Origin of the sequence: Corallococcus sp. CA054B (assembly GCF_003611625.1) — a bacterium.
GTDB lineage: Bacteria > Myxococcota > Myxococcia > Myxococcales > Myxococcaceae > Corallococcus > Corallococcus coralloides.
The window spans coordinates 1-25,782 of sequence record NZ_RAVY01000143.1; the positions used below are offsets into that span (position 1 = coordinate 1).

The 25,782-nt window shown below is 70.0% G+C and carries 4 protein-coding genes; 1 reads left to right on the plus strand and 3 read right to left on the minus strand.

The window, feature by feature from the left end; genetic code table 11:
• Positions 1-22,793: non-ribosomal peptide synthase/polyketide synthase (locus D7V80_RS28550; RefSeq protein ID WP_120591170.1), on the minus strand; the 22,793-nt coding region annotated here is incomplete at its 3' end.
• A gap of 360 nt (positions 22,794-23,153) precedes the next feature.
• Positions 23,154-23,987, minus strand: a complete 834-nt coding sequence (locus tag D7V80_RS28555; RefSeq protein WP_120591171.1) for a mechanosensitive ion channel family protein — start codon at positions 23,985-23,987, stop codon at positions 23,154-23,156.
• A gap of 178 nt (positions 23,988-24,165) precedes the next feature.
• Here D7V80_RS28555 and D7V80_RS28560 point away from each other — a divergent pair, with 178 nt between their 5' ends.
• Entirely contained in the window at positions 24,166-25,332 is a 1,167-nt protein-coding gene (locus D7V80_RS28560; RefSeq protein ID WP_120591172.1) for an alpha/beta fold hydrolase, read from the plus strand.
• Positions 25,333-25,344: 12 nt separating this feature from the next.
• Here D7V80_RS28560 and D7V80_RS28565 read toward each other — a convergent pair.
• A partial coding sequence (locus D7V80_RS28565; RefSeq protein ID WP_233585808.1) for a hypothetical protein occupies positions 25,345-25,782 on the minus strand: 438 nt, incomplete at its 5' end.

Sequence of the window (25,782 nt, forward strand, 5' to 3'; positions counted from 1 at the left end):
GGAGCGCCGGAGAGCTTCCTCTCCCAGTAGGCCATTTCCTGCCGCAGCGTCTCACCCGAGAGCGTGCGGCGCTGCCAGTCCGCGTAGTCCGCGTACTGCACGGGAAGCGCAGGCAGGGGCGACGGCTGTCCCGCGGAGAAGGCCGCGTAGAGGGCCGAGACTTCCCGCACCAGCACGCCCAGCGACCAGCCGTCAGAGACGATGTGATGCATCGTGACGACGAGGACGTGCTCACGCTCGGAGAGTTTGAAGAGCAGCGTGCGGAGGAGCGGCCCGGTGCGCAAGTCGAAGGGCCGGCGCATCTCCACTTCCACGCGGGCCCGCGTCTCGGGCTCGCGCTGGGGTTCTGGCACGTCCGTGAGGTCCACGAGGGCCAGGGGCGGGTGGCTGTCGGGATGGATGTGTTGGACCGGCTCTCCGTCCACCTGGGCGAAGGTGGTGCGCAGGGCTTCGTGTCGGCGCACGACTTCCTGAAGCGCACGCTCCAGCACCTCCGTGCGCAGGTGGCCCTCCATACGGACTGCGACAGGCACGTTGTAGAGCGGGCTGCCCGGTTCGAGCTGATCAATGAGCCACAGCCGCAGCTGAGCGAAGGACAGCGGCAGCGGGCCGTCATGCGAGACGCGGGTGAGCGGCGAGGTGTTCGTGCGAGTGAGCCCCGAGAGACGAACCGCGAGCGCCTCCACGGTAGGGGCCTCGAAGAGCGCGCGCAGAGGGAGTTCCACGCTGAACGCCGAACGAATGCGGGACACCACCTGGGTGGCCAGTAGCGAGTGGCCACCCAGCTCGAAGAAGGAGTCCTTCACGCCCACCTGGGGCAGGCGCAGGACTGCTGCCCAGATGGACGCGAGCCGTTCCTCGGTGGGAGTGTGCGGCGCGACGTAGGTGGAGGCGAGCGCACCGCTCTGGGGCGCGGGCAGGGCCTTTCGGTCCACCTTGCCGTTGGTGTTGAGAGGCAATGCCTCCAGCACGAGGAGCGCGGAGGGGCGCATGTGCTCGGGCAGGAGCTGCTTGAGCCAGTCCTTGAGGACCTCAGGCGTGGGTGCGGCCTGAGTGCCTTCCGGAGGCACCACGTAGGCGACGAGCCGCTTGTCGCCGGGCACATCCTCGCGAGCCAGCACCACGGCGGCGTGCACCTGGGGATGCTTGAGGAGGGCGGCTTCGATTTCGCCCAGCTCGATGCGGAAGCCGCGCACCTTCACCTGGAAGTCCGCACGGCCCAGGTAGTCGAGCATGCCATCCGCGCGCCAGCGCACCACGTCGCCGGTGCGGTAGAGGCGTGCACCGGGCGTGGAGGAGAAGGCGTCGGGGATGAAGCGGTCCGCCGTCAGCTCCGGACGGTTGAGGTAGCCGCGCGCGACGCCCTCACCGCCAATGAAGAGCTCACCGGCGACACCAATGGGCACGGGGCGCAGCGTGCGGTCGAGCACGTAGACGCGGACGTTGGGCAGGGGCCTGCCGATGGTGGGAGAGGGGGAAGCGTCGAAGGCGCAAGCGGTGGCGTCGACGGTGCACTCGGTGGGGCCGTAGACGTTGAAGACGCGTGGGCGCGGGGCCTGGGCGAGGTGACGCCAGGTGGCGGGGTCCACGGCCTCACCGCCGACGAGGACGCGGCGGGGGATGGCCTTGCGCTCCAGCAGGCCTTCATCCACCAGCAGGCGCAGGTGGGCCGGAGAGCAGTCGAGGACGTCCAGTGAGTCCTTCTCGATGCGATTCACCAATTCGGCCACGTCGGCGCGGGCCTCGTCGGGGACGATGCAGAGGGTGTGGCCGTCGAGCACCTGGATGAGCTGCTTGACGGAGGCGTCGAAGGACAGCGGCGCGTTGACGCTGACACGCTCTGCCGGCTGGGCATCCGCGTGCACCGTCGCAGCGAGGGCAGCGCGAAGATTGAGCACGGAGCGGTGCTGAATCATCACGCCCTTGGGGCGGCCGGTGCTGCCGGAGGTGTAGATGATGTAGGCGAGGTGCTCCGGCGTGACGGACGTCACCGGAGCGTCCTGGGACTCAAGAGCAAGGTCCGCGGCGTCGGAGTCCAGGCAGAGGGTGTGGGCGGAGTGCGGGGGCAGCGAGTCGCGCAGGCGCTGCTGGGTGAGGACGACGGGAGCGCCCGTGTCGGTGAGGACGTGGGCGAGCCACTCGCGGGGGTAGCTGGGGTCGATGGGGACGTAGGCGCCACCAGCCTTGAGGGTGCCGAGGATGCCGACGAGGGCCTCCACGGAGCGCTCCACGCACAGCACGACGCGCACGTCGGGGCCGACGCCCAGCTTCACCAGCCGGTGGGCCAGTTGGTTTGCGCGCGTATCCAGCTCACGGAAGGTGAGCTGCTCCTCACGGCAGATGACGGCCAGGGCCTCCGGGGTGAGACGGGCCTGGGCGCTGAAGGCCTCATGGAGGCAGAGGTCGCGAGGGAACTCGGCGCTGGGGCCATTCCAGTCCACGAGGAGCCGCTGGCGCTCCGGAGCGGTGAGCAGGGGCAGGCTCGCGAGCGTCGAGTCCGGCTGCGTGGCGATGGCCTCCAGTAGCACGCCCAGGTGGCCCACCATGCGCTGGACCGTCGAGACATCGAAGAGGTCCGTCGCGTACGTCAGCACTCCGATGAAGCCTTGCGGCGAGTCGCTGAGGGTGAGCGTGAGATCGAACTTGGAGGACCGCGTGTCCACCGGGACGGTCTGGAAGGACAGTCCAGGCAGCCGGAGTGTCTCCATGGGCGTGTTCTGCAGGGTGAACATCGCCTGGAAGAGCGCACTGCGGCTCAGGTCTCGCGCGGGCTGGAGGACTTCCACCAGCTTCTCGAATGGGACGTGCTGGTGCTCGTAGGCCGCGAGCGTCGTGGCCTTCATCTGGGAGAGCAGCTGGCGGAATGAATCTCGCGGCTGCAGCCGGGCGCGCAACACCAACGTGTTGACGAAGAAGCCGATGAGTCCTTCGGTCTCCGCCTGGGTGCGGCCCGCGATGGGCGTGCCCACGCTGATGTCGTCCTGGCCGGAGTAGCGGGACAGCAGCACCTGCCAGGCCGCCAGCAGCACCATGAAGGGCGTGGCGCCTTCGCGCTGGGCCAGGGCCTTGAGGGACTGGGAGACCTGCGCTGGGACGCGCACGTCCACCGTGGCACCCCGGCGGGACTGCATGGGCGGACGCGGACGATCCGTGGGCAGGTCCAGCGCGGAAGGAGCCTCCGCGAGCTGCTGCTTCCAATAGCCCAGCTGCGCGTCCAGGGCCTCCCCCTGGAGCCAGCCTCGCTGCCACACGGCGAAGTCCGCGTACTGAACGGGCAGTGGCGAGAGGACGGGAGCGCGGCCGGTGCTGAAGGCTTCGTAGAAGGCGGCCACCTCCCGGACCAGGACCCCCATGGACCAACCGTCGGAGACGATGTGGTGCATCGTCACCAGCAACAGGTGCGAGTCCTGTCCCAGCCGCACCAGGGTGCTGCGCAGCAGCGGGCCCGTGGTGAGGTGGAAGGGATGCAGGGCCTCCGTGGCCGCCGCTCGCTGGGCCTCCTCCTCGCGCTGCGACTCGGGGAGGGACGTCAGGTCGACGAGGGGCAGCTCCCAACCGGAGGGAGGCTGGATGCATTGCGACGGCTCTTCGTGCTCGGCGGAGAGCGTGGTGCGCAGCGATTCGTGGCGGTCCACCAGTGCTTCGAAGGCGCGGCGCAGCGACTCCAGGTCCACCGGGCCCGTCAGCCGCAGGGCCGTGGGGATGTTGTACGAGATGTCACCCGGTTGGAGTTGATCCAACAGCCACAGTCGCTGCTGGGCGAAGGACAACGGAATGGCGCCTTCACGCGGCGAGGGCCGCAGCGGCGGTGCGCCGAGCGAGGCGGACCGGGCGCTCGCGAGCTTCGGTGCGAGCCCTTCAACGGTGGGAGCTTCAAAGAGGGCCCGCAGCGGCAGCTCTACCGCGAACGTCGCCCGCACGCGCGAGACGAGCTGGGTGGCCAGCAGGGAGTGGCCACCGAGGGCGAAGAAGTCGTCCCGGATGCCCACTCGCTCCACGCGCAGCACTTCGGCGAAGAGGGCGGCGAGCTGCTCCTCGGTGTCGGTCCGTGGCGCGATGAAGTCGGACGAGCGCGAGAGATTCCCCGGCTCGGGCAGTGCCTTGCGGTCGACCTTGCCGTTGGAATTGAGGGGCAGAGCGTCAAGGACGAGGAGGGCGGAGGGAATCATGTACTCCGGCAGCTGCTGCCGGAGGTGGGCCTTGAGTGCCTCGGAGTCGAGCGAATGGCCGTCGCGAGCGGTGACGTAGGCGACGAGGCGCTTGTCAGCGGCCTCGCCCTTGGCGACGACGACGGCGTCCTTGAGACCCGGCGCACGGCGGAGGGCGGCTTCGATTTCACCCAGCTCGACGCGGAAGCCGCGCACCTTCACCTGGAAGTCGATGCGGCCGAGGTACTCCAGGCGCCCGTCCACGCGGTAACGGACGCGGTCGCCCGTGCGGTACATGCGGCCGCCGGGAGGCCCGTAGGGCTCCGGCACGAAGCGCTCCGCGGTGAGTTCCGGGCGCAGCAGGTAGCCGCGAGCCTGGCCTTCACCCGCGAGGTACAGCTCTCCGGCCACGCCCACCGGCACCGGCTGCAACGAAGCGTCCAGCACGTAGGCGCGCGTGGCGGGCAGTGGCCGGCCGATGAGCGGCACTTCGTCACGGCCGACGAGTGATGCGGTGGAGTAGGTGGTGTCCTCGGACGGGCCGTAGAGGTTGAAGAGCTTCTGCACCGTCGGGACGGCGTAGACCTGCTTGGCGAGCGTCTCCGGCAGGGCTTCGCCCGCGAGGTTGATGACGCGCACGGAGGGCGGCACCGCGCCCAGACGCAGCAGCTGCGCCATGGCGGAGGGCACGGTGTTGACGAGGGTGACGTGGGAGGCCGTCGGCAGCTCCGCCAGGTGCAAGGCGTTGCGAGCCACCACCACCGCACCGCCACTGGAGAGCGGAGCGAAGAGCTCGAAGACGGAGAGGTCGAAGTTGAGGCTCGTCGCGGCGAGGGTACCCTTCAGCTCCTCGGCAGAGAAAGTGGCGAGCGCCCAGTGGAGGAACGCCACCGCGTTGCCGTGAGAGATGGCGACGCCCTTGGGACGGCCGGTGCTGCCGGAGGTGTAGATGAGGTAGGCGAGGTGGCCGGCGTGGATGTCCGCCACGGGCGCGGTGGTGGGCTGCTTCGCCAGCTCCACGTCCGAGTCCAAGCACACCGGCGTGGCGCTGGTCTCGGGCAGCGCCGAGAGCAGGTGCGAATGCGCCACGAGGGCAGGACCCTGGGCGTCTTCGAGCAGCCAGCCCAGACGCTCACGCGGGTAGCTGGGGTCCAACGGCACGTAGGCACCACCGGCCTTAAGGATGCCGAGGGCACCGATGACGAGATCCTCGGTGCGTTCGACGCACAGGCCGACGCGGACCTCGGGCCCGACGCCCAGGCCTCGCAGACGGTGCGCGAGCTGGTTGGCCTTCGCGTCCAACTCTCGGTACGTCAGCTGCCGCTCGGGCGTGATGACAGCCAGTGCGTCCGGCGTGCGACGCACCTGGGCTTCCACCATCGCGGGGATGCTGGACTCACGAGTCGCCGGAGCCACTTCAGGATTCCACTCGAGGAGAATCTGTCGACGCTCGGATTCGGTGAGCAGCGGTAGGTCGCCAATCCTCGTGTCCGGCTTCTTCGCGATGGCTTCCAGCAAGACGCCGAAGTGCCCGGCCATGCGCTGCACGGTTGCCGCGTCGAACAGGTCCGTCGCGTACTCCAGCGTGCCGACGAATCCATCCCGGCCTTCACGCAGACCCAGCGAAAGGTCGAACTTCGCGAAGTGAGTCTCCAGCGGCAGTGCCTGGAAGGACAGGCCCGGCAGGCGCAGTGCCTCATTCGGCGTGTTCTGCAGGACGAACATGGCCTGGAACAGCGGACTGCGGCTCAGGTCGCGCGTGGGCTGCACGGCTTCCACGAGCTTCTCGAACGGCAGGTGCTGGTGCTCGAAGGCCGCGAAGGTCGTGCCACGCACCTGGGTCAGCAGCTCCCGGAACGTCGCGCGCGGATTCAGCTGGGCACGCAGGACGAGCGTGTTGATGAAGAAGCCGATGAGGCCTTCGGTCTCCGCCTGCGTGCGGCCGGCGATGGGCGTGCCCACGCTGATGTCATCCTGCGCGGAGTAGCGCGACAGCAGCACCTGGAAGGCCGCCAGCAGCGCCATGAAGGGCGTCGCGCCTTCACGCTGAGCCAGGGCCTTGAGCGCGTCAGAGACCCGCGCGGGAATCCGCACCTCCACGGTGGCGCCACGGTGGGACTGCACGGGGGATCGCGGCCGGTCCGTGGGCAGCTCCAGCGCGGCCGGGGCTCCGGACAGTTGCTGTTTCCAGAAGTGGAGCTGCGCATCCAGCGCCTCCCCCTGGAGCCAGTCGCGCTGCCATGCCGCGAAGTCCGCGTACTGCACCGGCAGGGACGCGAAGGCCGGTGTACCGCCCGTGGAGAAGGACTCGTAGAAGGCCACCATCTCGCGCACGAGGACACCCATGGACCAGCCGTCGGAGACGATGTGGTGCATCGTCACGAGCAGCAGGTGGGAGTCCTCGGTCAGGCGCACCAGCGTGCTGCGCAGCAGCGGTCCCCTGGCGAGATCGAACGGCCGTCGCGCTTCCTCGTTGGCCAGCCGACGTGCTTCATCCTCCCGTAGCGCCTCGGGCCGGGTGGAGAGGTCCACGAGAGGCAGCGTCCATCCGCTGGCGGCGTGGATGGTCTGGATGGGCTGGTCCTGATGCGCGTGGAAGGTGGTGCGCAGGGCTTCGTGGCGCTGGACAAGCGACTCGAATGCGCGGCGCAGGGCCTCCACGTCCAGATGCCCGGAGAGCTGAAGCGCAGTGGGGAGGTTGTACGACGCGTCCCCAGGCTGGAGCTGATCCAGGAGCCACAGCCGCTGCTGCGCGAAGGACAACGGCCGGGGGCCGTCATGCGAGGCGCAGGTGAGCTTCGGGGCCTGGGAGGTCGCGCTCCCGTGCAGTCTCCCGGCGAGTGCCTCCACGGTGGAGGACTCGAAGAGCGCGCGCAGGGGGAGTTCGACGTTGAACTCGGCGCGCACGCGGGACACCACCTGCGTGGCCAGCAGCGAGTGGCCACCCAGCTCGAAGAAGGAGTCCTTCACTCCCACCTGGGGCAGATGGAGGACCCCTGCCCAGATGGAGGCCAGCTTCGCTTCGACCTCCGTGCGAGGTGCTTCGTAGGTGCTGCCGGACTGAGGTGCTTCCGGCTCCGGCAGGGCCTTGCGGTCGACCTTGCCGTTGGAGTTGAGGGGCAGTGCGTCCAGCACCACGAAGGTGGCGGGCACCATGTACTCAGGGAGTCCCTCGCGCAGGTGCGCCTTGAGGGCTTCCACCTCCAGCGAGGCCTCGGCCTTGGGAGTGACGTAGGCGACGAGGCGCTTGTCAGCGGCCTCGCCCTTGGCGACGACAACGACATCCTTGAGGCCCGGCGCACGGCGAAGGGCCGCTTCGATTTCGCCCAGCTCAATGCGGAAGCCGCGCACCTTCACCTGGAAGTCGATGCGGCCCAGGTACTCCAGGCGCCCGTCCACGCGGTAACGGACGCGGTCGCCCGTGCGGTACATGCGGCCGCCGGGAGGCCCGTAGGGCTCCGGCACGAAGCGCTCCGCCGTGAGTTCCGGACGCAGCAGGTATCCGCGAGCCTGGCCTTCACCCGCGAGGTACAGCTCACCTGCGACACCCACGGGCACCGGCTGCAACGAGGCGTCCAGCACGTAGGCGCGCGTCGCAGGCAGCGGGCGGCCGATGAGGGGCACCTCGTCACGACCGACGAGGGACGCGGTGGAGTAGGTGGTGTCCTCGGAAGGCCCGTAGAGGTTGAAGAGCTTCTCGACGGTGGGGACCGCGTAGACCTGCTTCGCGAGCGTCTCGGGCAAGGCCTCACCGGCGAGGTTGATGACTCGCACCGAGGGAGGCACCGCGCCCAGGCGCAGCAGTTGCGCCATGGCGGAGGGCACGGTGTTGACGAGGGTGACGTGGGAGGCCGTCGGCAGCTCCGCCAGATGCAGGGCGTTGCGAGCCACCACCACCGCACCGCCACTGCTCAATGGCGCGAAGAGCTCGAAGACGGAGAGGTCGAAGTTAAGGCTCGTCGCGGCGAGGGTGCCCTTCAGCTCCTCGGCAGAGAACGTGGCGAGCGCCCAGTGGAGGAACGCCACCGCGTTGCCGTGAGAGATGGCGACGCCCTTGGGACGGCCGGTGCTGCCGGAGGTGTAGATGAGGTAGGCGAGGTGGCCGGCGTGGATGTCCGCCACGGGCGCGGAGATGGGCTGCTTCGTCAGCTCCGCATCCGAGTCGAGGCACACCGGCGTGGCGCTGGTTTCAGGCAGCGCCGAGAGCAGGTGCGAATGCGCCACGAGGGCAGGACCCTGGGCGTCTTCGAGCAGCCAGCCCAGACGCTCACGCGGGTAGCTGGGGTCCAACGGCACGTAGGCACCACCGGCCTTGAGGATGCCGAGGGCTCCGATGACGAGGTCCTCGGTGCGCTCGACGCACAGGCCGACACGGACTTCGGGCCCGACGCCCAGGCCGCGCAGGCGGTGCGCGAGCTGGTTGGCCTTCGCGTCCAGCTCCCGGTACGTCAGCTGCCGCTCGGGCGTGATGACAGCCAGTGCGTCCGGCGTGCGACGCACCTGGGCTTCCACCATCGCGGAGATGCTGGACTCACGCGGCGCCTGCGCGGCAGGAGGATTCCACTCGACGAGGAGTTGCTGGCGCTCCGTGTCGGTGAGCAGCGGCAGGTCGCCAAGCCTCGTGTCTGGCTTCTGGGCGATGGACTCCAGCAGCACGCCGAAATGGCCCGCCATGCGCTGCACGGTCGCCGCGTCGAACAGGTCCGTCGCGTACTCCAGTGCGCCGACCATCCCTCCCTGGACCTCTTGCAGCGAGAGGGAGAGGTCGAACATCGCGGAGTGGGCTTCTTGCGGCACGGCCTGGAACGACAGGCCCGGCAGGTGCAGCTCCCGGGCAGGCGTGTTCTGCAGGACGAACATGGCCTGGAAGAGCGGACTGCGGCTCAGGTCGCGCACGGGCTGCACGGCCTCGACGAGCTTCTCGAAGGGCAGGTGCTGGTGGTCGTACGCCGCGAGCGTCGTGCCGCGCACCTGGGCGAGCAGCTCCCGGAACGTCGAGCGCGGATCCATCCTGGCGCGCAGGACCAGGGTATTGATGAAGAAGCCGATGAGGCCTTCGGTCTCCGCCTGCGTGCGGCCCGCGATGGGCGAACCCACGCTGATGTCGTCCTGCGCGGAGTAGCGCGACAGCAGCACTTGGAAGGCCGCGAGCAGCGTCATGAAGGGCGTCGCGCCTTCACGCTGGGCCAGGGCCTTGAGCGCGTCAGAGACCCGCGCGGGAATCCGCACCTCCACGGTGGCTCCACGGTGGGACTGCACGGGCGGACGCGGCCGGTCCGTGGGCAGCTCGAGTGCGGAAGGTGCTCCAGACAGCTGCTGCTTCCAGTAGCCCAGTTGCGCTTCGAGCACCTCACCCTGGAGCCAGTCGCGCTGCCACGTGGCGAAGTCCGCGTACTGCACGGGCAGCGGCGGGAGGGCCGGCGTGCCTCCCATGGTGAAGGACTCGTAGAAGGCCACCATCTCGCGCACGAGGACGCCCATGGACCAGCCGTCGGAGACGATGTGGTGCATCGTCACCAGCAGCAGGTGTTCATTCACCTCCAGGCGCACCAGCGTGCTGCGCAGCAGCGGACCCCTGGCGAGATCGAATGGACGTCGCGCTTCCGCGTCGGCCAGCCGCCGGGATTCTTCCTTTCGTTGGGCCTCCGGCAGCGAAGAGAGGTCCACCCGAGGCAGTGTCCACCCCTCCGGTGCATGGATGCGCTGGGTGGGTTGGCCCTGGTGTTCGTGGAAGGTGGTGCGCAGGGCCTCATGACGCTGGACGAGCGATTCGAAGGCGCGGCGCAAGGCCTCCACGTCCAGGTGCCCGGAGAGCTGGAGCGCGGTGGGGAGATTGTAGGACGCATCCCCCGGCTGGAGTTGATCCAGCAGCCACAGCCGCTGCTGCGCGAAGGACAGCAGCTCCGAGGCGCCGCGGGCCGCCGCCCTCCGAAGGGGAACCGACGGCGCGGGGGTCCCCTCGGAGTCGATGCGTCGGGCGAGGGCAGCGACAGTGGGTGCCTCGAAGAGGGCCCGCAGTGGCAGTTCCCTGCGGAAGGTGGCGCGCACGCGCGAGACAAGCTGGGTGGCCAGCAGGGAGTGGCCGCCCAGGGCGAAGAAGTCGTCGTGGATGCCCACGCGCTCCACGTGCAGCACCTGCGTGAAGAGGGCCGCGAGCTGCTCTTCGGCAGGGGTGCGCGGCGCGACATAGGAGGAGGCGAGCGCGGTGCCTTGGGGCGCGGGCAGGGCCTTGCGGTCCACCTTGCCGTTGGTGTTGAGAGGCAATGCCTCCAGCACGAGGAGCGCGGAGGGGCGCATGTGCTCGGGCAGGAGCTGCTTGAGCCAGTCCTTGAGGACTTCAGGCGTGGGGGCTGCCTGAGTGCCTTCCGGAGGCACCACGTAGGCGACGAGCCGCTTGTCGCCGGGCACATCCTCGCGAGCCAGCACCACGGCGGCGTGCACCTGGGGATGCTTGAGGAGGGCGGCTTCGATTTCGCCCAGCTCGATGCGGAAGCCGCGCACCTTCACCTGGAAGTCCGCACGGCCCAGGTAGTCGAGCATCCCATCCGCGCGCCAGCGCACCACGTCGCCGGTGCGGTAGAGGCGTGCACCGGGCGTGGAGGAGAAGGCGTCGGGGATGAAGCGGTCCGCCGTCAGCTCTGGACGGTTGAGGTAGCCGCGCGCGACGCCCTCACCGCCAATGAAGAGCTCACCGGCGACGCCGATGGGCACGGGGCGAAGCGTGCGGTCCAGCACGTAGACGCGCACATTGGGCAGGGGCCTGCCGATGGTGGGAGAGGGGGAAGCCTCGAAGGCGCAAGCGGTGGCGTCGACGGTGCACTCGGTGGGGCCGTAGACGTTGAAGACGCGCGGGCGCGGGGCCTGGGCGAGGTGGCGCCAGGTGGCGGGGTCCACGGCTTCACCGCCCACGAGGACGCGGCGGGGGATGGCCTTGCGCTCCAGCAGGCCTTCATCCACCAGCAGGCGCAGGTGGGCCGGAGAGCAGTCGAGGACGTCCAGTGAGTCCTTCTCGATGCGATTCACCAATTCGGCCACGTCGGCGCGGGCCTCGTCGGGGATGATGCAGAGGGTGTGGCCGTCGAGCACCTGGATGAGCTGCTTGACGGAGGCGTCGAAGGACAGCGGCGCGTTGACGCTGACGCGCTCTGCCGGCTGGGCATCCGCGTGCACCGTCGCGGCAAGCGCGACGCGAAGGTTGAGCACGGAGCGGTGCTGAATCATCACGCCCTTGGGGCGGCCGGTGCTGCCGGAGGTGTAGATGATGTAGGCGAGGTGCTCCGGCGTGACGGACGTCACCGGAGCGCCCTGGGACTCAAGAGCAAGGTCCGCGGCGTCGGAGTCCAGGCTGAGGGTGTGCGCGGAGTGCGGAGGCAGCGAGCCGCGCAGGCGCTGCTGGGTGAGGACGACGGGAGCGCCCGTGTCGGTGAGGACGTGAGCGAGCCACTCGCGGGGGTAGCTGGGGTCGATGGGGACGTAGGCGCCACCAGCCTTGAGGGCGCCGAGGATGCCGACGAGGGCCTCCACGGAGCGCTCCACGCACAGCACGACGCGCACGTCAGGGCCGACGCCCAGCTTCACCAGCCGGTGGGCCAGTTGGTTTGCGCGCGTGTCCAGCTCACGGAAGGTGAGCTGCTCCTCACGGCAGATGACGGCCAGGGCCTCCGGGGTGAGACGGGCCTGGGCAGCGAAAGCCTCATGGAGGCAGAGGTCGCGAGGGAACTCGGCGCCGGGGCCATTCCAGTCCACGAGGAGCCGCTGCCGCTCCGGAGCGGTGAGCAGCGGCAGGCTCGCGAGCGTCGAGTCCGGCTGCGTGGCGATGGCCTCCAGCAGCACGCCCAGGTGGCCCACCATTCGCTGGACCGTCGAAACATCGAAGAGATCGCTGCTGTACTCCAGGACGCCGATGAAGCCCTGGGGCGAGTCCTGCATCGTCAACGTCAGGTCGAACTTCGCGGAGTTCGATTCGAGCGGGAGTTGCTCGAACGACAAACCCGGCACGCGCAGCGCTTCCATGGGCGCGTTCTGCAGGGAGAACATCGCCTGGAAGAGCGCGCTGCGGCTCAGGTCGCGCACGGGCTGGAGGACCTCCACCAGCTTCTCGAACGGCACGTGCTGATGCTCGTAGGCCGCGAGCGTCGTGCCCCGCACCTGGGCCAGCAGTTCGCGGAACGTCGCCCGGGGCTCCACGCGCGCGCGCAGGACCAGGGTGTTGATGAAGAAGCCGATGAGGCCTTCGGTCTCCGCCTGCGTGCGGCCCGCGATGGGCGAACCCACGCTGATGTCGTCCTGGCCAGAGTAGCGGGACAGCAGCAACTGCCAGGCGGCGAGCAGCAGCATGAATGGCGTCGCGCCCTCGCGCTGGGCCAGGGCCTTGAGGGCTTGTGAGACCACTGGCGGCAGGCGCACGTCCACCGTGGCGCCACGGTGCGACTGCACGGGCGGACGCGGACGGTCCGTGGGCAGGTCCAGCGCGGCGGGCGCACCCGCGAGCTTCTCCCTCCAGTAGGCGAGCTGGGTCTCCAGCGTTTCGCCCTGGAGCCACACCTGCTGCCAGACAGAGAAGTCCGCGTACTGCACGGGCAGCGGCGCGAGGGTCGGCACCTGATCCGCGTGGAACGCCGCGTAGAGCGCGGTGAGCTCACGGACGAGGACGCCCATGGACCAACCGTCGGAGACGATGTGGTGCATCGTCACCAGCAGCAGGTGCTCCGCTTCACCCAGGCGCACCAGGGACGTGCGCAGGAGCGGACCCGCCTCCAGGTCGAAGGGACGCCGGGCCTCCAGGTTCGCGAGGCGGCGCGCTTCTTCTTCCCGCTGGGCCTCAGGCAGTGAGGACACGTCGAGCAGCGGCAGCGTCCACGTTCCGGGCGCGTGGATGCGCTGCGCGGGCTGGCCCTGGTGCTGGACGAGCGTGGTGCGCAGCGTCTCGTGCCGGGAAACGAGGGCCTCGAAGGCGCGGCGCAGGGCTTCGATGTCCACCTGGCCCGTCAGCCGGAGGGCCGCGGGGATGTTGTACGCGGCGCTGCCCGGCTGGAGCTGATCCAACAGCCACAGCCGCTGCTGCGCGAAGGAGAGCGGCGGCGGCCCCTCGTGCGCGACGCGGGTGAGCGGTGGCAGTCGCGGGCCGGACGTCGCGGTGCGCAGACGCTCAGCGAGGGCGGCGACGGTGGGGGCTTCGAAGAGGGAGCGCAGAGGCAGCTCCGCATCGAAGGCCGCGCGGATACGAGAGACGAGCTGGGTGGCCAGCAGCGAGTGGCCCCCGAGAGAGAAGAAGTCGTCGTGGACGCCCACGCGCTCCACGCGCAGGACCTGGGCGAAGACATCCGCGAGCTTCTCCTCGGTGGGATTGCGCGGGCCTACGAAGTCCGCGACAGGCGAGGACTCCGGGACGGGAAGGGCCTTGCGGTCCACCTTCCCGTTGGACGTCAGTGGGAGTGCCGCCAGCGGGACGAAGGCGGCGGGCACCATGTACTCGGGCAGGTGCTGCTTGAGGTGGGCGCGCAGGGCCGTGACGTCGAGGGCTTCACCCACGACGTAGGCGACGAGGCGCTTGTCACCTGGGACGTCCTCACGGGCGAGGACGACGGCTTCATGGACGGAAGCATGGGCGAGGAGCGAGGCCTCGATTTCACCCAGCTCGATGCGGAAGCCACGCACCTTCACCTGGAAGTCGAGCCGCTGGAGGTAGTCCAGCTGGCCGTCTGCCCTCCAGCGCACGACGTCACCGGTACGGTAGAGGCGGGCACCCGGCGAGGAGGAGAAGGGGTGCGGGATGAAGCGCTCGGCACTCAGCGCGGGTCGGCCCAGGTAGCCCCAGGCCAGGCCTTCACTCGCGAGGAAGAGCTCACCGGGGACCCCCACGGGCACCGGCTGCAACCGGGCATCGAGGACGTAGGTGCGGGTGTTGGCGATGGGGCGGCCAATGGGAGGCCGCGTGCCGTCGTCGCGCGCGACGGAGGTGAAGGTGGCGACGACGGTGCTCTCAGTGGGGCCGTAGTGGTTGAAGAGGGTGGCGGGCACTGAAGGCGGCGGGCCATGGTGCAGGGCGTCTCCGCCCGTCAGCAGGGCACGCAGGGCCATGGGGCGAGGCCACTCTTCACGCAGCACGGCCTCGGCCAGGGGCGTCGGCATGAAGCAGGTGGTGATGGCTTCACGGGCCAGCCACTGAAGCAGCTGGGAAGGCTCCGCGCGCACGGCGTCGGGCGGGATGACGAGGCTGGCGCCGGAAGCAAGCGAAGGCCACACCTCCCAGGTGGAAGCGTCGAAGGCGACGCCCGCGGTGAGGGCGGTGGAGTCCTGGGGCGTCAGCGAATAGGTGCGCTGGTGCCAGGAGACGAGGTTCATCAACGCGCGGTGGTGGACGGCGACGCCCTTGGGACGGCCGGTGCTGCCGGAGGTGTAGATGACGTAGGCTAGGTCCTCCGGGCCCACGGGCGTCACCGACAGCGGTTGCTGCGTTGCACCCGTTTCCATCTCCAACGAGAGGACGCGAGAAGAGAGGGAGGGCAGCGAGTCCCGCAGGTGCTGCTGGGTGAGGAGGACCGAGGCTCCGCAGTCCTCCAGCATGAATGCCAGGCGTTCCGGCGGGACACCGGGAGAGACGGGGACGTAGGCGGCGCCCACCTTGAGGGCGCCCAGCAAGCCCGCCACCAACTCCGGGGAGCGCTCCGCGAGGACAGCGACGCGGCTGCCCCGAGTGACACCGGCCGCGTGCAACTCGACGGCAATCCCGTGAGCCCAGGCGTTGAGGGCAGAGTAGGTGACGCTTCGCTCCCCCATGCGCACGGCGACCGCGTCAGGCGACCGGCGAGCGTGCTCGGCGACGACCTGGTGGATGCAGGTGTCGCGCGGGAAGGTGGCGTCCGTCTCGTTCCACTCGATGAGGAGCTGCTTCCGCTCCTCCGCGGTCATCACCTCCAGCGTGGACACGCGAGCGTCCGGCTGGGCCGCGAGGGCGGAGAGGAGGACGCCGAAGTGGCCCATGAGGCGCTGGACGGTGGCGGCGTCGAAGAGGTCGGAGCTGTACTCGAGGAAGCCGGTGAGGCCCTGGGGCACCTCGAAGAGGGTGAGGGCCAGGTCGAAGCGGGAGGAGTTGCCCTCCAGGGGAATGGGCTGGAAGGCCATGCCCGGCACGCGCAGCGCTTCGGCGGGTGCGTTCTGCAGGACGAGCATCACCTGGAAGAGAGGGCTGCGGCTCAAGTCGCGCGAGGGCTGGAGGACCTCCACCAGCTTCTCGAAGGGGACGTGCTGGTGCTCGTAGGCCGCGAGCGTGGTGGCCTTCACCTGGGCCAGCAGCTGCCGGAAGGAGTCCTCCGGGCGCACGTGGGCACGCAACACCAGCGTGTTGACGAAGAAGCCGATGAGGCCTTCGGCCTCTGCGTGGGTACGGCCGGCGATGGGGGAGCCGACGCTGATGTCGTCCTGGCCGGAGTAGCGCGACAGCAGCAGCTGGAATGCAGAGAGCAGCAGCATGAAGGGCGTCGCGCCCTCCCGCTGAGCGAGGCTGCGCAGTGAGTCCGTCAGCTCCGAGGGGAAGTGCACGGGCACCGTGGCGCCGCGCCGCGACTGCACGGCTGGCCGAGGACGGTCCGTGGGCAGCTCCAGCGCGGCAGGGGCACCGGCCAGCTGCTGCTTCCAGTATCCGAGCTGCGACTCCAGCGTCTCACCCTGGAGCCACTGGCGCTGCCAGAGGGCGAAGTCCGCGTACTGCACCGGCAGTGGCGCGAGCGAAGGCTCACGGCCCGCGGAGAAGGCGGCGTAGCTCGTGGCCAATTCCTTCACGAGGACACCCATGGACCAGCCGTCGGAGACGATGTGGTGCATCGTCACGAGGAGGACGTGTGTCTCTTCCTCCAACCTCAAGAGCGCCGTGCGTAGCAGGGGCCCATGGACGAGGTGGAAGGGCTGCCGGGCCTCACGGGTGGCAAGCCGTAGGGTCTCCGCCTCGCGCGCGGACTCCTCCAGACCGGACAGGTCCTCCACGGGGAGCGCCCAGGTCGCCGGGGCGTGGATGCGCTGGAAGGGCTGGCCCTGATCTTCGAAGAAGGTGGTGCGCAGGGCTTCATGCCGTGCCACCAGCGCCTCGAAGGCACGACGCAGGGACTCCACGTCGAGGCGGCCCAGGAGGCGCAGCGCGACGGGGAGGTTGTAGGACGCGTCATCCGGCGCAAGTTGGTCAAGGAACCAGAGGCGCTGTTGGGCGAACGAAAGCGGCTGCGGGCCCTCGGTGCGCGTGCGAGTCAGAGGCGGCAGGCGCGTACCGGTAGCGGTCCGCTGCAACTTCCCTGCGAGCGCGGCGATGGTGGGGGCTTCGAAGAGGGCGCGGAGGGGCAACTCCACGTCCAGTGCCGCACGCACACGGGCCACCAGCTGAGTGGCGAGCAGCGAGTGGCCCCCCAGCTCGAAGAAGTTGTCCGTGCGGCCCACGGTGGGGACGCGCAGCACTTCGCTCCACAGGGCCGCGAGCTGCTCCTCCAGTGGCGTCGCGGGAGCCTCGTAGGCGTGTGAGGCCCGGAGCACGCTCGCGTCCGGGATGGGCAGGGCCTTGCGGTCCACCTTGCCGTTGGACGTCAGCGGCAGCGCGTCCATGGGGACGAAGGCAGCGGGCACCATGTACTCAGGCAGGTGCTGCTTGAGGTGCGCGCGGAGGGCCGTGACGTCGAGGGCGTCACCGACGACATAGGCCACCAGCCGCTTGTCGCCCGGGGAATCCTCGCGGGCGAGCACGACAGCGTCCTTCACCGCGGGGGCGGCGCGCAGGGCATTCTCGACTTCACCCAACTCGATGCGGAAGCCACGCACCTTCACCTGGGCGTCGATGCGGCCAACGAAGTCCAGTTGGCCATCCGCGCGCCAGCGCACCACATCGCCCGTGCGGTAGAGGCGAGCCCCCTCCTCACCGGAGAAGTCATCCGGCACGAAGCGCTCGGCGGTGAGGCCGGGCCGTCCTGCGTACCCACGCGCCACGCCGACGCCGCCGATGTGCAACTCACCGCGCACGCCCACGGGTACGGGCTGCCCGTGCGCGTCCAATACGTAGAGGCGCACGTTCGCCAGCGGCTTGCCGATGGAGGGCACGTTCCCATCCGCCACCACCTCACCGAAGGTGGCGATGACGGTGGCTTCTGTCGGGCCGTAGGTGTTGAGGAGCCGCCGTCCCGGGGCCCAGCGCGCGACGACGTCCGCGGGCAGGGCTTCACCGCCGGAGATGACGGTGCGCACCTTGGGCAGCCCCTCGGAGGACGTGGCCGCCAGCGCCGCGGGGGTGAGGCTGACGACGCTCAACTCCTGCTCACGCAGCAGCACGGGCAGCGGCGCGCCCGGCATCAGCTTCTCCAGCGGCGCGAGCACCAGCGTGGCGCCGTTGCAGAGGGTGGTGAAAATCTCCTCCACGGAGAGGTCGAAGCTGAGGCTGGCGAACTGCAACACGCGGCTGCCGGGGCCAATGCCGTAGGCCACCGCTTCATGGGTGACGAGGTTGGCGACGCTGCGGTGCTCCACCGCCGTGCCCTTGGGCGTACCCGTGCTGCCGGACGTGTAGAGCAGGTACGCCATGTTCGCCGGCGTCACGCCCGTCACGGGCGCATCCGTCGGCTCCTGCGCCAGCGACTCGCGCTCCGTGTCCACGCAGAGCGCTCGGGCATGCAGCGCTTCGGGGAAGCGGTCCACCAGGGGCTGCTGGGTGACGAGCACCTGGGCCGCGCTGTCCTCCAGCATGAAGGCCAGGCGCTCGCGGGGCAGGAGCGGATCGACGGGCACCCAGGCACCACCGGCCTTCAGGATGCCAAGAAGGCCGATGACGACGTCGAGGGAGCGCTCGACGCTGAGGGCGACGCGGACTTCGGGCCCCACGCCGCGACGGCGAAGCGCATGGGCAAGCTGATTGGCGCGCGCGTCCAGCTGCGCATACGTCAGGTGCGTCCCTTCGAAGACCGCGGCCACCGACTCCGGAGCGCGACGCACCTGCGCCTCGAAGAGCGAGTGCATGCACGCTTCGGGGAACGGCGCGCGCGTGGCATTCCACTCCACCAGCACCTGCTGCCGCTCCTCCCCCGCGAGCAGCTGTAGCGACGACACGCGCTGATCCGGATGCGCGACGAACCCCTCCACGAGCAGCCGCAGGTGCCGCATCATCCGCTCGACGGTCGACCTGTCGAAGAGGTCGGTGTCGTACTCCAGCTCTCCCGTGAAGCCCTCGTCGCCCCGCGCGAGCGACAGCGTGAGATCGAACTTCGCGGAGGCGCCCATGCGCTCCTCGACCCGCACCTTCACGCCCGCGAGCGAGAGGTCCACCTCCGGGATGTTCTGCATGAGGAACAGCACGTTGAACAACGGCGCCCCGCGCAGGTCGCGCATCGGCTGGAGCTCCTCGAACGGCACGTACTGGTTCGCGAGCACCCCCAGCGTGGTGGTGCGCACGCGGCCCAGCAGCTGCCGCACGGTGGGCTCTCCGCCCATCCGGGTGCGCAGCACGAGCGTGTTGATGAAGAACCCGAGCAGTCCCTCCAGCTGCGCGTCGTTCCGGCCCGCCACGGACGAACCGATGCTCACGTCGTCCTGACCGGAGTAGCGGCCAATCAACACCTGGAGCGCGCCGAGCAGGAGCATGAAGGGCGTGAGGCCCTCGCGCACACAGAGGGCCTCCACGGCCCGCGTCAGCTCCAGGGGGAACGCGACCTGCATCAGCGCGCCGGGATGCGCCTCGCGGAGGCCGCGCGGACGGTCGGTGGGCAGCTCCAGCACGGACGGCATCCCCTCGAGCTGCTGGCGCCACCAGTCGAGCTGCCGCTCCTTCTCCGCGCCCGACATCCATTGGCGCTGCCACACCGCGAAGTCCGCGTACTGGAAGGGCAGCGCGGGCAGGACGGGCTGCGTCCCCGCCACCAGGGCCCGGTAGGACTCCGACAGCTCCCGCATCAGGATGCTCATGGACCAGCCGTCGAAGACGGCGTGGTGGAGGGTCAGCAGCACCAGGTGCTCCTGCGCATCCAGCACCAGCGCCGACACGCGCAGCAACGGTCCCGCCTCCAGGTTGAACGGGAGCCGCACCTCCAGCTCCGAGCGGCGCTTCACCTCCGCGTCGCGCAGCTCCGGCGAAAGGGCGCGCAGGTCCACCACCGGCAGCACCAGCGGCTCGGGCGGTGCGATGACCTGCACGGGCGCGCCGCTGTCCTGCCGCAAGGTGGTGCGCAGCGCCTCATGCCGGTGCACCACCAGCTCCAGGGCGCGGCGCAGGGCCTCCAGGTTCAACGCTCCGGTCAGCCGCAGCGAGAACGGCATGTTGTACGCGGCCAAGCCCGGATCGAGCTGCTCCAGCACCCAGAGGCGCTGCTGCGCGAAGGACGCGGGCAGCTTCTGGGTGCGCGGCACCGGCACCACCGGGGGCGGGGCCGCGAAGCGCGGATCCTTCGCCGAGGCCGCGATGCGCGCCGCCAGGTCCGCCACGGTGGGGGACTCGAACAACGCTTGCAGGGGCAGGTCCACCTGGTACGCCGTGCGCAACCGCGACGTCAGCCGCGTGGCCAGCAGCGAGTGCCCTCCCAGCTCGAAGAAGCTGTCGGTGGCGCCCACCCGCTGCACCTGGAGGAGCGACGCGTAGAGCTCCGCGACCTGGGCCTCCATCGGCGTGCGCGGCGCGACGAACTCGCGCACGGCTTCCGTGGACACGTCCGGCGCCGGCAGCGCCTTGCGGTCCACCTTGCCGTTGGGCGTCAGGGGCATCGCGTCCAGCACGACCAGCGCGGACGGCACCATGTACTCGGGCAGTCGCTCCTTCATGAGCGCGCGCAGGGCCTGGGACTCCAGCGTCTGTCCGGGACGCGCCACCACGTAGCCCACGAGCCGTGCGTCGGCCCCGCTGCCGCGCACCACCACGGCGGCGTCGCGCACGCCCGGGGCCTGGCTCAGCACCGCTTCAATCTCTCCCAGCTCGATGCGGTAGCCGCGCAGCTTCACCTGGTTGTCGACGCGGTTGAGGTACTCCAGCACGCCGTGGGCGGCCCACCGCACGCGGTCGCCCGTGCGGTACACGCGCAGGCCCGGCACGCCGCCGTACGCGTCCGGGAGGAAGCGGTCCGCGGTGAGGTCCGGCCGGTGGAGGTAGCCCCGGGTGACGCCCTCGCCGCCGATGAACAGCTCGCCCGGCACGCCGCGCGGCACCGGGTTCATCCCGCTGTCCAGCACGTACACCCGCGTGCCGGAGATGGGATGGCCAATCGGCACGCTGCCCGTGCCCGAGGCCACCGCGTGCGCGGTGGACCACACCGTCGTCTCCGTGGGGCCATACACGTTCCACAGCACGCGGCAGCGCTGGAGCAGCGACTCGGCCAGCTCGCGCGGCAGGGCCTCGCCGCCGGTGAGCGCCGTCAGCTCCGGGCCCTTCCAGTCCGTCTCCAGGAGCAGCCGCCAGGTGCTGGGCGTGGCCTGGAGCACCGTCGCCCCGCACCGCTGGAGCAGGGCCGCGAGCCGCGAACCGTCCACGGCGATGTCCCGCGACGCGATGACGACCTGGCCGCCCACCGACAGCGGCAGGAACAGCTCCAGCACCGCGATGTCGAACGACAGCGTGGTGACGGCCACCAGCACGTCCTTCGAGGACATGCCGGTCGTCCCGCGCAGCGCCGCCAGGAAGCGCGCCACCGCGCCGTGCGGCACCTGCACGCCCTTGGGACGGCCGGTGCTGCCGGAGGTGAAGAGCACGTACGCCACGGCCTCCGGCGGCACCGCGTCGCGCAGCGGCGAGCCGTCCTCCGCCGCGATGGCCTCCGCGTCTCCGTCCAGCAGCACCACGCGCGCCGAGTGCGGCGGCAGGAGGGACTCCAGCGAGCGCTGCGATACCAGCACCGGCATCCCGCTCGCTTCCACCATGTACGCCAGGCGGTCCGTGGGGAACGCCGGGTCTAACGGCACGTAGGTGCCCCCGGCCTTCAGCACGGCGAGCACCGCCACCAGCATGTCGAGCGAGCGCTCCACGCACAGGCCCACCCGCACTTCCGTGCCCACGCCCAGCCGGCGCAGGTGCCGCGCCAGCCGCGACGCGCGGGCCTCCAGCTGTGCGTACGTGAGCGACTGGTCCCCGAAGGTGACGGCGACCGCGTCCGGCGTGAGGTCCACCTGGGCTTCGAAGGCGCCGTGCTGCGAGCTCCACGGCAGCGGGGCGGGGCGGGGCGGCTGCCAGGCGAGGAGCACCTCGTGGCGCTCGGCGTCGGTGAGCAGCGGCAGGCGGGAGACGGCCTCGTGCGGACGGCGCACGGCGCCCTCCAGCAGCACGCGCAGGTGCTCCGCCATGCGCGCCATCGTGGGCGCGGTGAAGAGGTCGGTGTCGTACTCGAGGAAGCCCTTGAGGCCCGCTTCCGTCTCCAGCACCTGGAGGATCAGGTCGAACTTCGACGTGAACGTGTCCAGCTCCAGGGCCTCCAGCTTCACGCCCTCCACGGACGCCGCGCCGCGGAAGGAGGCCTGGAGCGTGAGCATCACCTGGAAGAACGGCGTGCGCCCCTGGGTGCGCTCCGGGCGCAGCTCCTCCACCATCCGCTCGAAGGGGAACTCCTGGTGCTCATGGGCCGCGAGCACCGTCTCGCGCACCTGGTGCAGCAGCGCGCGGAAGGACGCGGAGGGCTCCACCTGCGTGCGCAGCACCACTGTGTTGACGAACAGGCCAATGAGGCCCTCCACCTCGCCGCGCGTGCGGCCCGCCACCGGCGAGCCCACCGTCACGTCCTCCTGCCCCGCGTAGCGCGACAGCAGCACCTGCCAGCCCGTCAGCAGCACCATGTAGAGGGAGGCGCCCTCCTGCTGCGCCAGGGCCTTCAGCGCGTCCGTCAGCCCGCGCGGCAGCAGGAGCTCATGCCGGGCGCCCCGGCCACTTCGGGCCGCGGGGCGGGAGAAGTCGGTGGGCAGCTCCAGCGCGGAGGGCACTCCTGCCAGCTGGCGCTTCCAGTAACCGAGGTGCTTCTCCAGCCGGGGACCCTGCATCCACTCGCGCTGCCAGACACCGAAGTCCGCGTACTGGATGCCTGGCGGCGGCAGCGGCACGGCCTGTCCTCGCGCGAAGGCTCCGTAGAGCAGCGCCACCTCGCGCACCAGCAGCGTCATGGACCAGCCGTCGGAGACGATGTGGTGCACCACCACCACGAGCAGGTGCTCGTTCGGCGCGGACGTCAGCAGCAGCGTGCGCAGCAGCGGTCCCTTGTCCAGGTGGAAGGGCCGGGCCGCGGCTTCACGGGCCAGTTGCCATGCCTTCTCCGGCGGCGAGCCCGTGAGGTCGTGCTGCTCCAGCGTGAGCGCCGGCTCCGGAGACACCACCTGCACGGGGCCGGATTCGTCCTCGCGGAAGATGGTGCGCAGCACTTCGTGACGGCGCACCACTTCGCGCAGCGCGCGCTCCAGCACGGCCACGTCGAGTGCACCCTCCAGGCGCACCGCCATGGGCACGTTGTAGAGGGACGTGCCGGGCTGCAGCTGATCAATGAACCAGAGGCGCTGCTGGGCGAAGGACAGGGGCAGCGGGCGCGTACGGTCCTGCACCGGGATGAGGCCCTGGACGGAGTTGCCGGCGATGGCCTTCTGCGCGGCCATCTTCTTGAGCAGCTCCGCGCGCTTCTCCGGTGAGAGATTCGCGATCCGCTTCGACAGCTCCTGGCTCATCTCATGTACTCCGCGCTCGGGGACGCCATCGCGAGCGCCACTTGGGGGAGTGGCCTTCGCGAGAAATCAGACCTGCTGCTGATTCTGGATTGCCGCCCTGCGCTGCTCTCTCGCGAGAAGCAGAGGGCGGGCCAAATCCACACTGACCACGCTATTCCGTGGGCAGCCAGGCTGTCATGGGGGCGCCCAGCCGGAAGTCTGAGTAAATCCGGGTATTTATGGGAAGAAAGGGATCCCCGAACTCATCACCGGAAGAGCTCACGGTGTCGCTCAGAGGGGAACCTGTTCGCGGGGGCGTCCCCCGCATGGAGGGGGAGCAGCCCTGGGGTTGGCTGCCCGCCACCGGTCAACGACTGCGTTTCAGCCCACCTTCGCCAGCGGCGGTGGCGGCGCGGCCAGCACGGCAGGCGTGGGCACGGTGTAGCCCACGGCCAGGAGGGTCTCCGCGATGGCATCCCCCACGTTGGCCTGCGTGTCGTTGTACTCGGTGGGCTTGCAGAAGATGCACACCGCCAGGATGGGGCCCTGGAGCGTGAACTCCGCGATCTCCACCTGCGGCACGGGCTTCTCCTGGACGCCCTTCACCGTGGCCATGCGGTCCACCAGGGCCTGCTGAAGCACCCGCACGTCCACGCCGTGCAGCAGCGGCACCTTGACCGTCATCTTGCGGTGCGGGTGGTGGCTGTAGTTGATGATGTTGTCGCTGAACATCTGGTTGTTGCCCACGGCGATCCGCACGTTGTCCGACGTGTCGAGCGTGGTGACGAACAGGCCGATCTCCTGGACGATGCCCACGACTCCGCCGGCTTCGATCTCCTCGCCCACGCGGAAGGGGCGCAGCACCAGCAGGAAGATGCCCGCGGCGAAGTTGGCCAGCAGCCCGGACCAGGCCGCGCCGATGGCGATACCCGCGGCGGCGATCAACGCGGCGAAGGACGTGGTCTCCACGCCCATCAGCCCCAGGATGCCGACGATCAGCATCAACGTGAGCGTGCCGGTGAACAGCGAACCGACGTAGCGGATCAGCGTGGCGTCCAGCTGCCGCCGCTGCAGGCCCATGTCCAGCACCTTGCGGAAGCCGGCGATGATCGTCCGCCCGATGAACCAGATGAACAGCGCCCCAATGACCTTGATCAGCAGCGGGAGCGCTTCGGTCAGGGCAAGTGACTTCAATTGAACGACGACTTCATCCATGGCTCGAACTCCCTTGACCCGGACCGGGTGTGCGCGCTGCCTTTTGCACGGGACTGGCCGGAGTACGCAAGCCGGGTTGCTGTGAATCCATACTTTTACAGGAGGGCAGTCCTGACCCGCCTGGGGTCTTGATTCCCGGGCCTTGCGTGGAACGAGCTCGTGGCCGACGTTGCGGCGCATGCGCCTCTTCCCGCCGGTCGCGGTCTCGTTGTTGCTGAGCGCCTGTACGGCCTCCCGCGTCGCGTTGCCTCCACCCACGGGTGAGGAGGTGACGGTCTTCATCCATGGGTATCGCGGGTCGTTCCTCGCGACGGCGGAGGGCGAGCGCGAGCGGGCCTGGGTGTCCGTGGGCGACCTGCTGACGCGCGGCGAGCGTTCGCTGGCGCTGCCGTTTCCCGGGCAGCGGGAGTCGCCGGGCTTCGGGCCGCTGGAGGCGGACGGACCGATGACGCGCTTCACGGTGCTGCCGTGGGTGGCGCGCTACGACATCTACAAAAGCTTCCTGGAGTTCGGGCGCGAGCGGCTGCCGGGCTTCGTCGTCTTCGACTACGACTGGCGGCAGGACAACCGCGTGACGGCGAAGCGGCTGTGCGCGCTGCTGGATTCGCTCGCGGAGGCGCGGGGCGGCCGGGTGAAGGTGAACCTGGTGGCGCACAGCATGGGCGGGCTCGTCACGCTGCACTGCCTGCGCTACGGCGCTGGCGACGACACGGGCGAGCCCACGTGGGCGGGCGCCCGGCACGTGAAGCGCGTGGTGTTCCTGGGCACGCCGTTCCGGGGCGCGCCGGGCATGTTCGACGACTTCACCCTGGGCACGCCGGTGGGGCGCAACCGGGCGCTCCTGTCACCGGAGGCGCTCTTCACCTTCGCGTCCGCGTTCCAGCTGCTGCCGGCGGAGAGCGACTTCTTCGTGGACGCGAGCGGCCAGCCGGTGTCGTTCGATGCCTACCGGCCGGACGCGTGGGTCGACGGCGGGTGGGGCGTGTTCCAGGACCCGGCGGTGCGGAAGCTGCCCGCGTATCGCCAGTGGCTGGAGCGCATGCTGGCGGCGCGCTCGGAGCTGGCGCGGGCCCTCTCCGAGAACGACGGACCGCCGCCGCCCTTCCGCACGCTGGCGGTGGTGGGCGTGGGGCATCCGTTGATCAAGTCGTTCCGGATCATCGACGGGAAGCCCACGTTCGAGGATCCGGTGCTCGCGGACGGTGACGGTTCGGTCCTGACGGCGCGGGCGCTGCCACCGCCGCCCATCCACGTGGACCGGCTGGAGACGCAGGCGGACCACGTGGGGATGATGGGCGACGAGGAGGTCCAGGAGGCCGTCGCGCGCTTCGTCACCGGCGACTGACCCGCGGGCAACTCAGTCGCCCTGGATGGCGGCCTGCCAGTCGCCGTCCGCGGAGATGCCCACGCGCATGCCGATGTAGCTCTTCTGCTGGCGCATGTCGGTGATCATCTCGTCCGGATAGATGCCCTTGAGCAGGGCGAAGTCCGCCTCGGTGGCGCCTTCACGGAAGGCGGTGGGCCACCAGTAGAGGTTGCCCTCCTGGTAGAAGGGGAGGTTGAGGACGTGGACCAGCCGCGCCAGCACCGGCTGCGGGCTGTCCTTCCACTCCTCCTGGATGCGCCAGGTGGTGGCCATGTCCTGGTCCGGGTCGTAGGAGAAGCGCACGCTCTGGCCCTTCTCGTCGCCCAGCTTCTGGAGCCCCGCGTAGTCGCACGCCACGGCGGCCTTGATGATGCGCTCGCGCATGGACGCCACGGCCGGGGGCAGGGGCTTCGCGGTGGGCTTGGGGAT

Coding starts and splice junctions, on each gene's coding strand:
- D7V80_RS28555 (WP_120591171.1), bottom strand. CDS start 23,987: ATGGATGAAGTCGTCGTTCAATTGAAGTCACTTGCCCTGACCGAAGCG.
- D7V80_RS28560 (WP_120591172.1), top strand. CDS start 24,166: ATGCGCCTCTTCCCGCCGGTCGCGGTCTCGTTGTTGCTGAGCGCCTGT.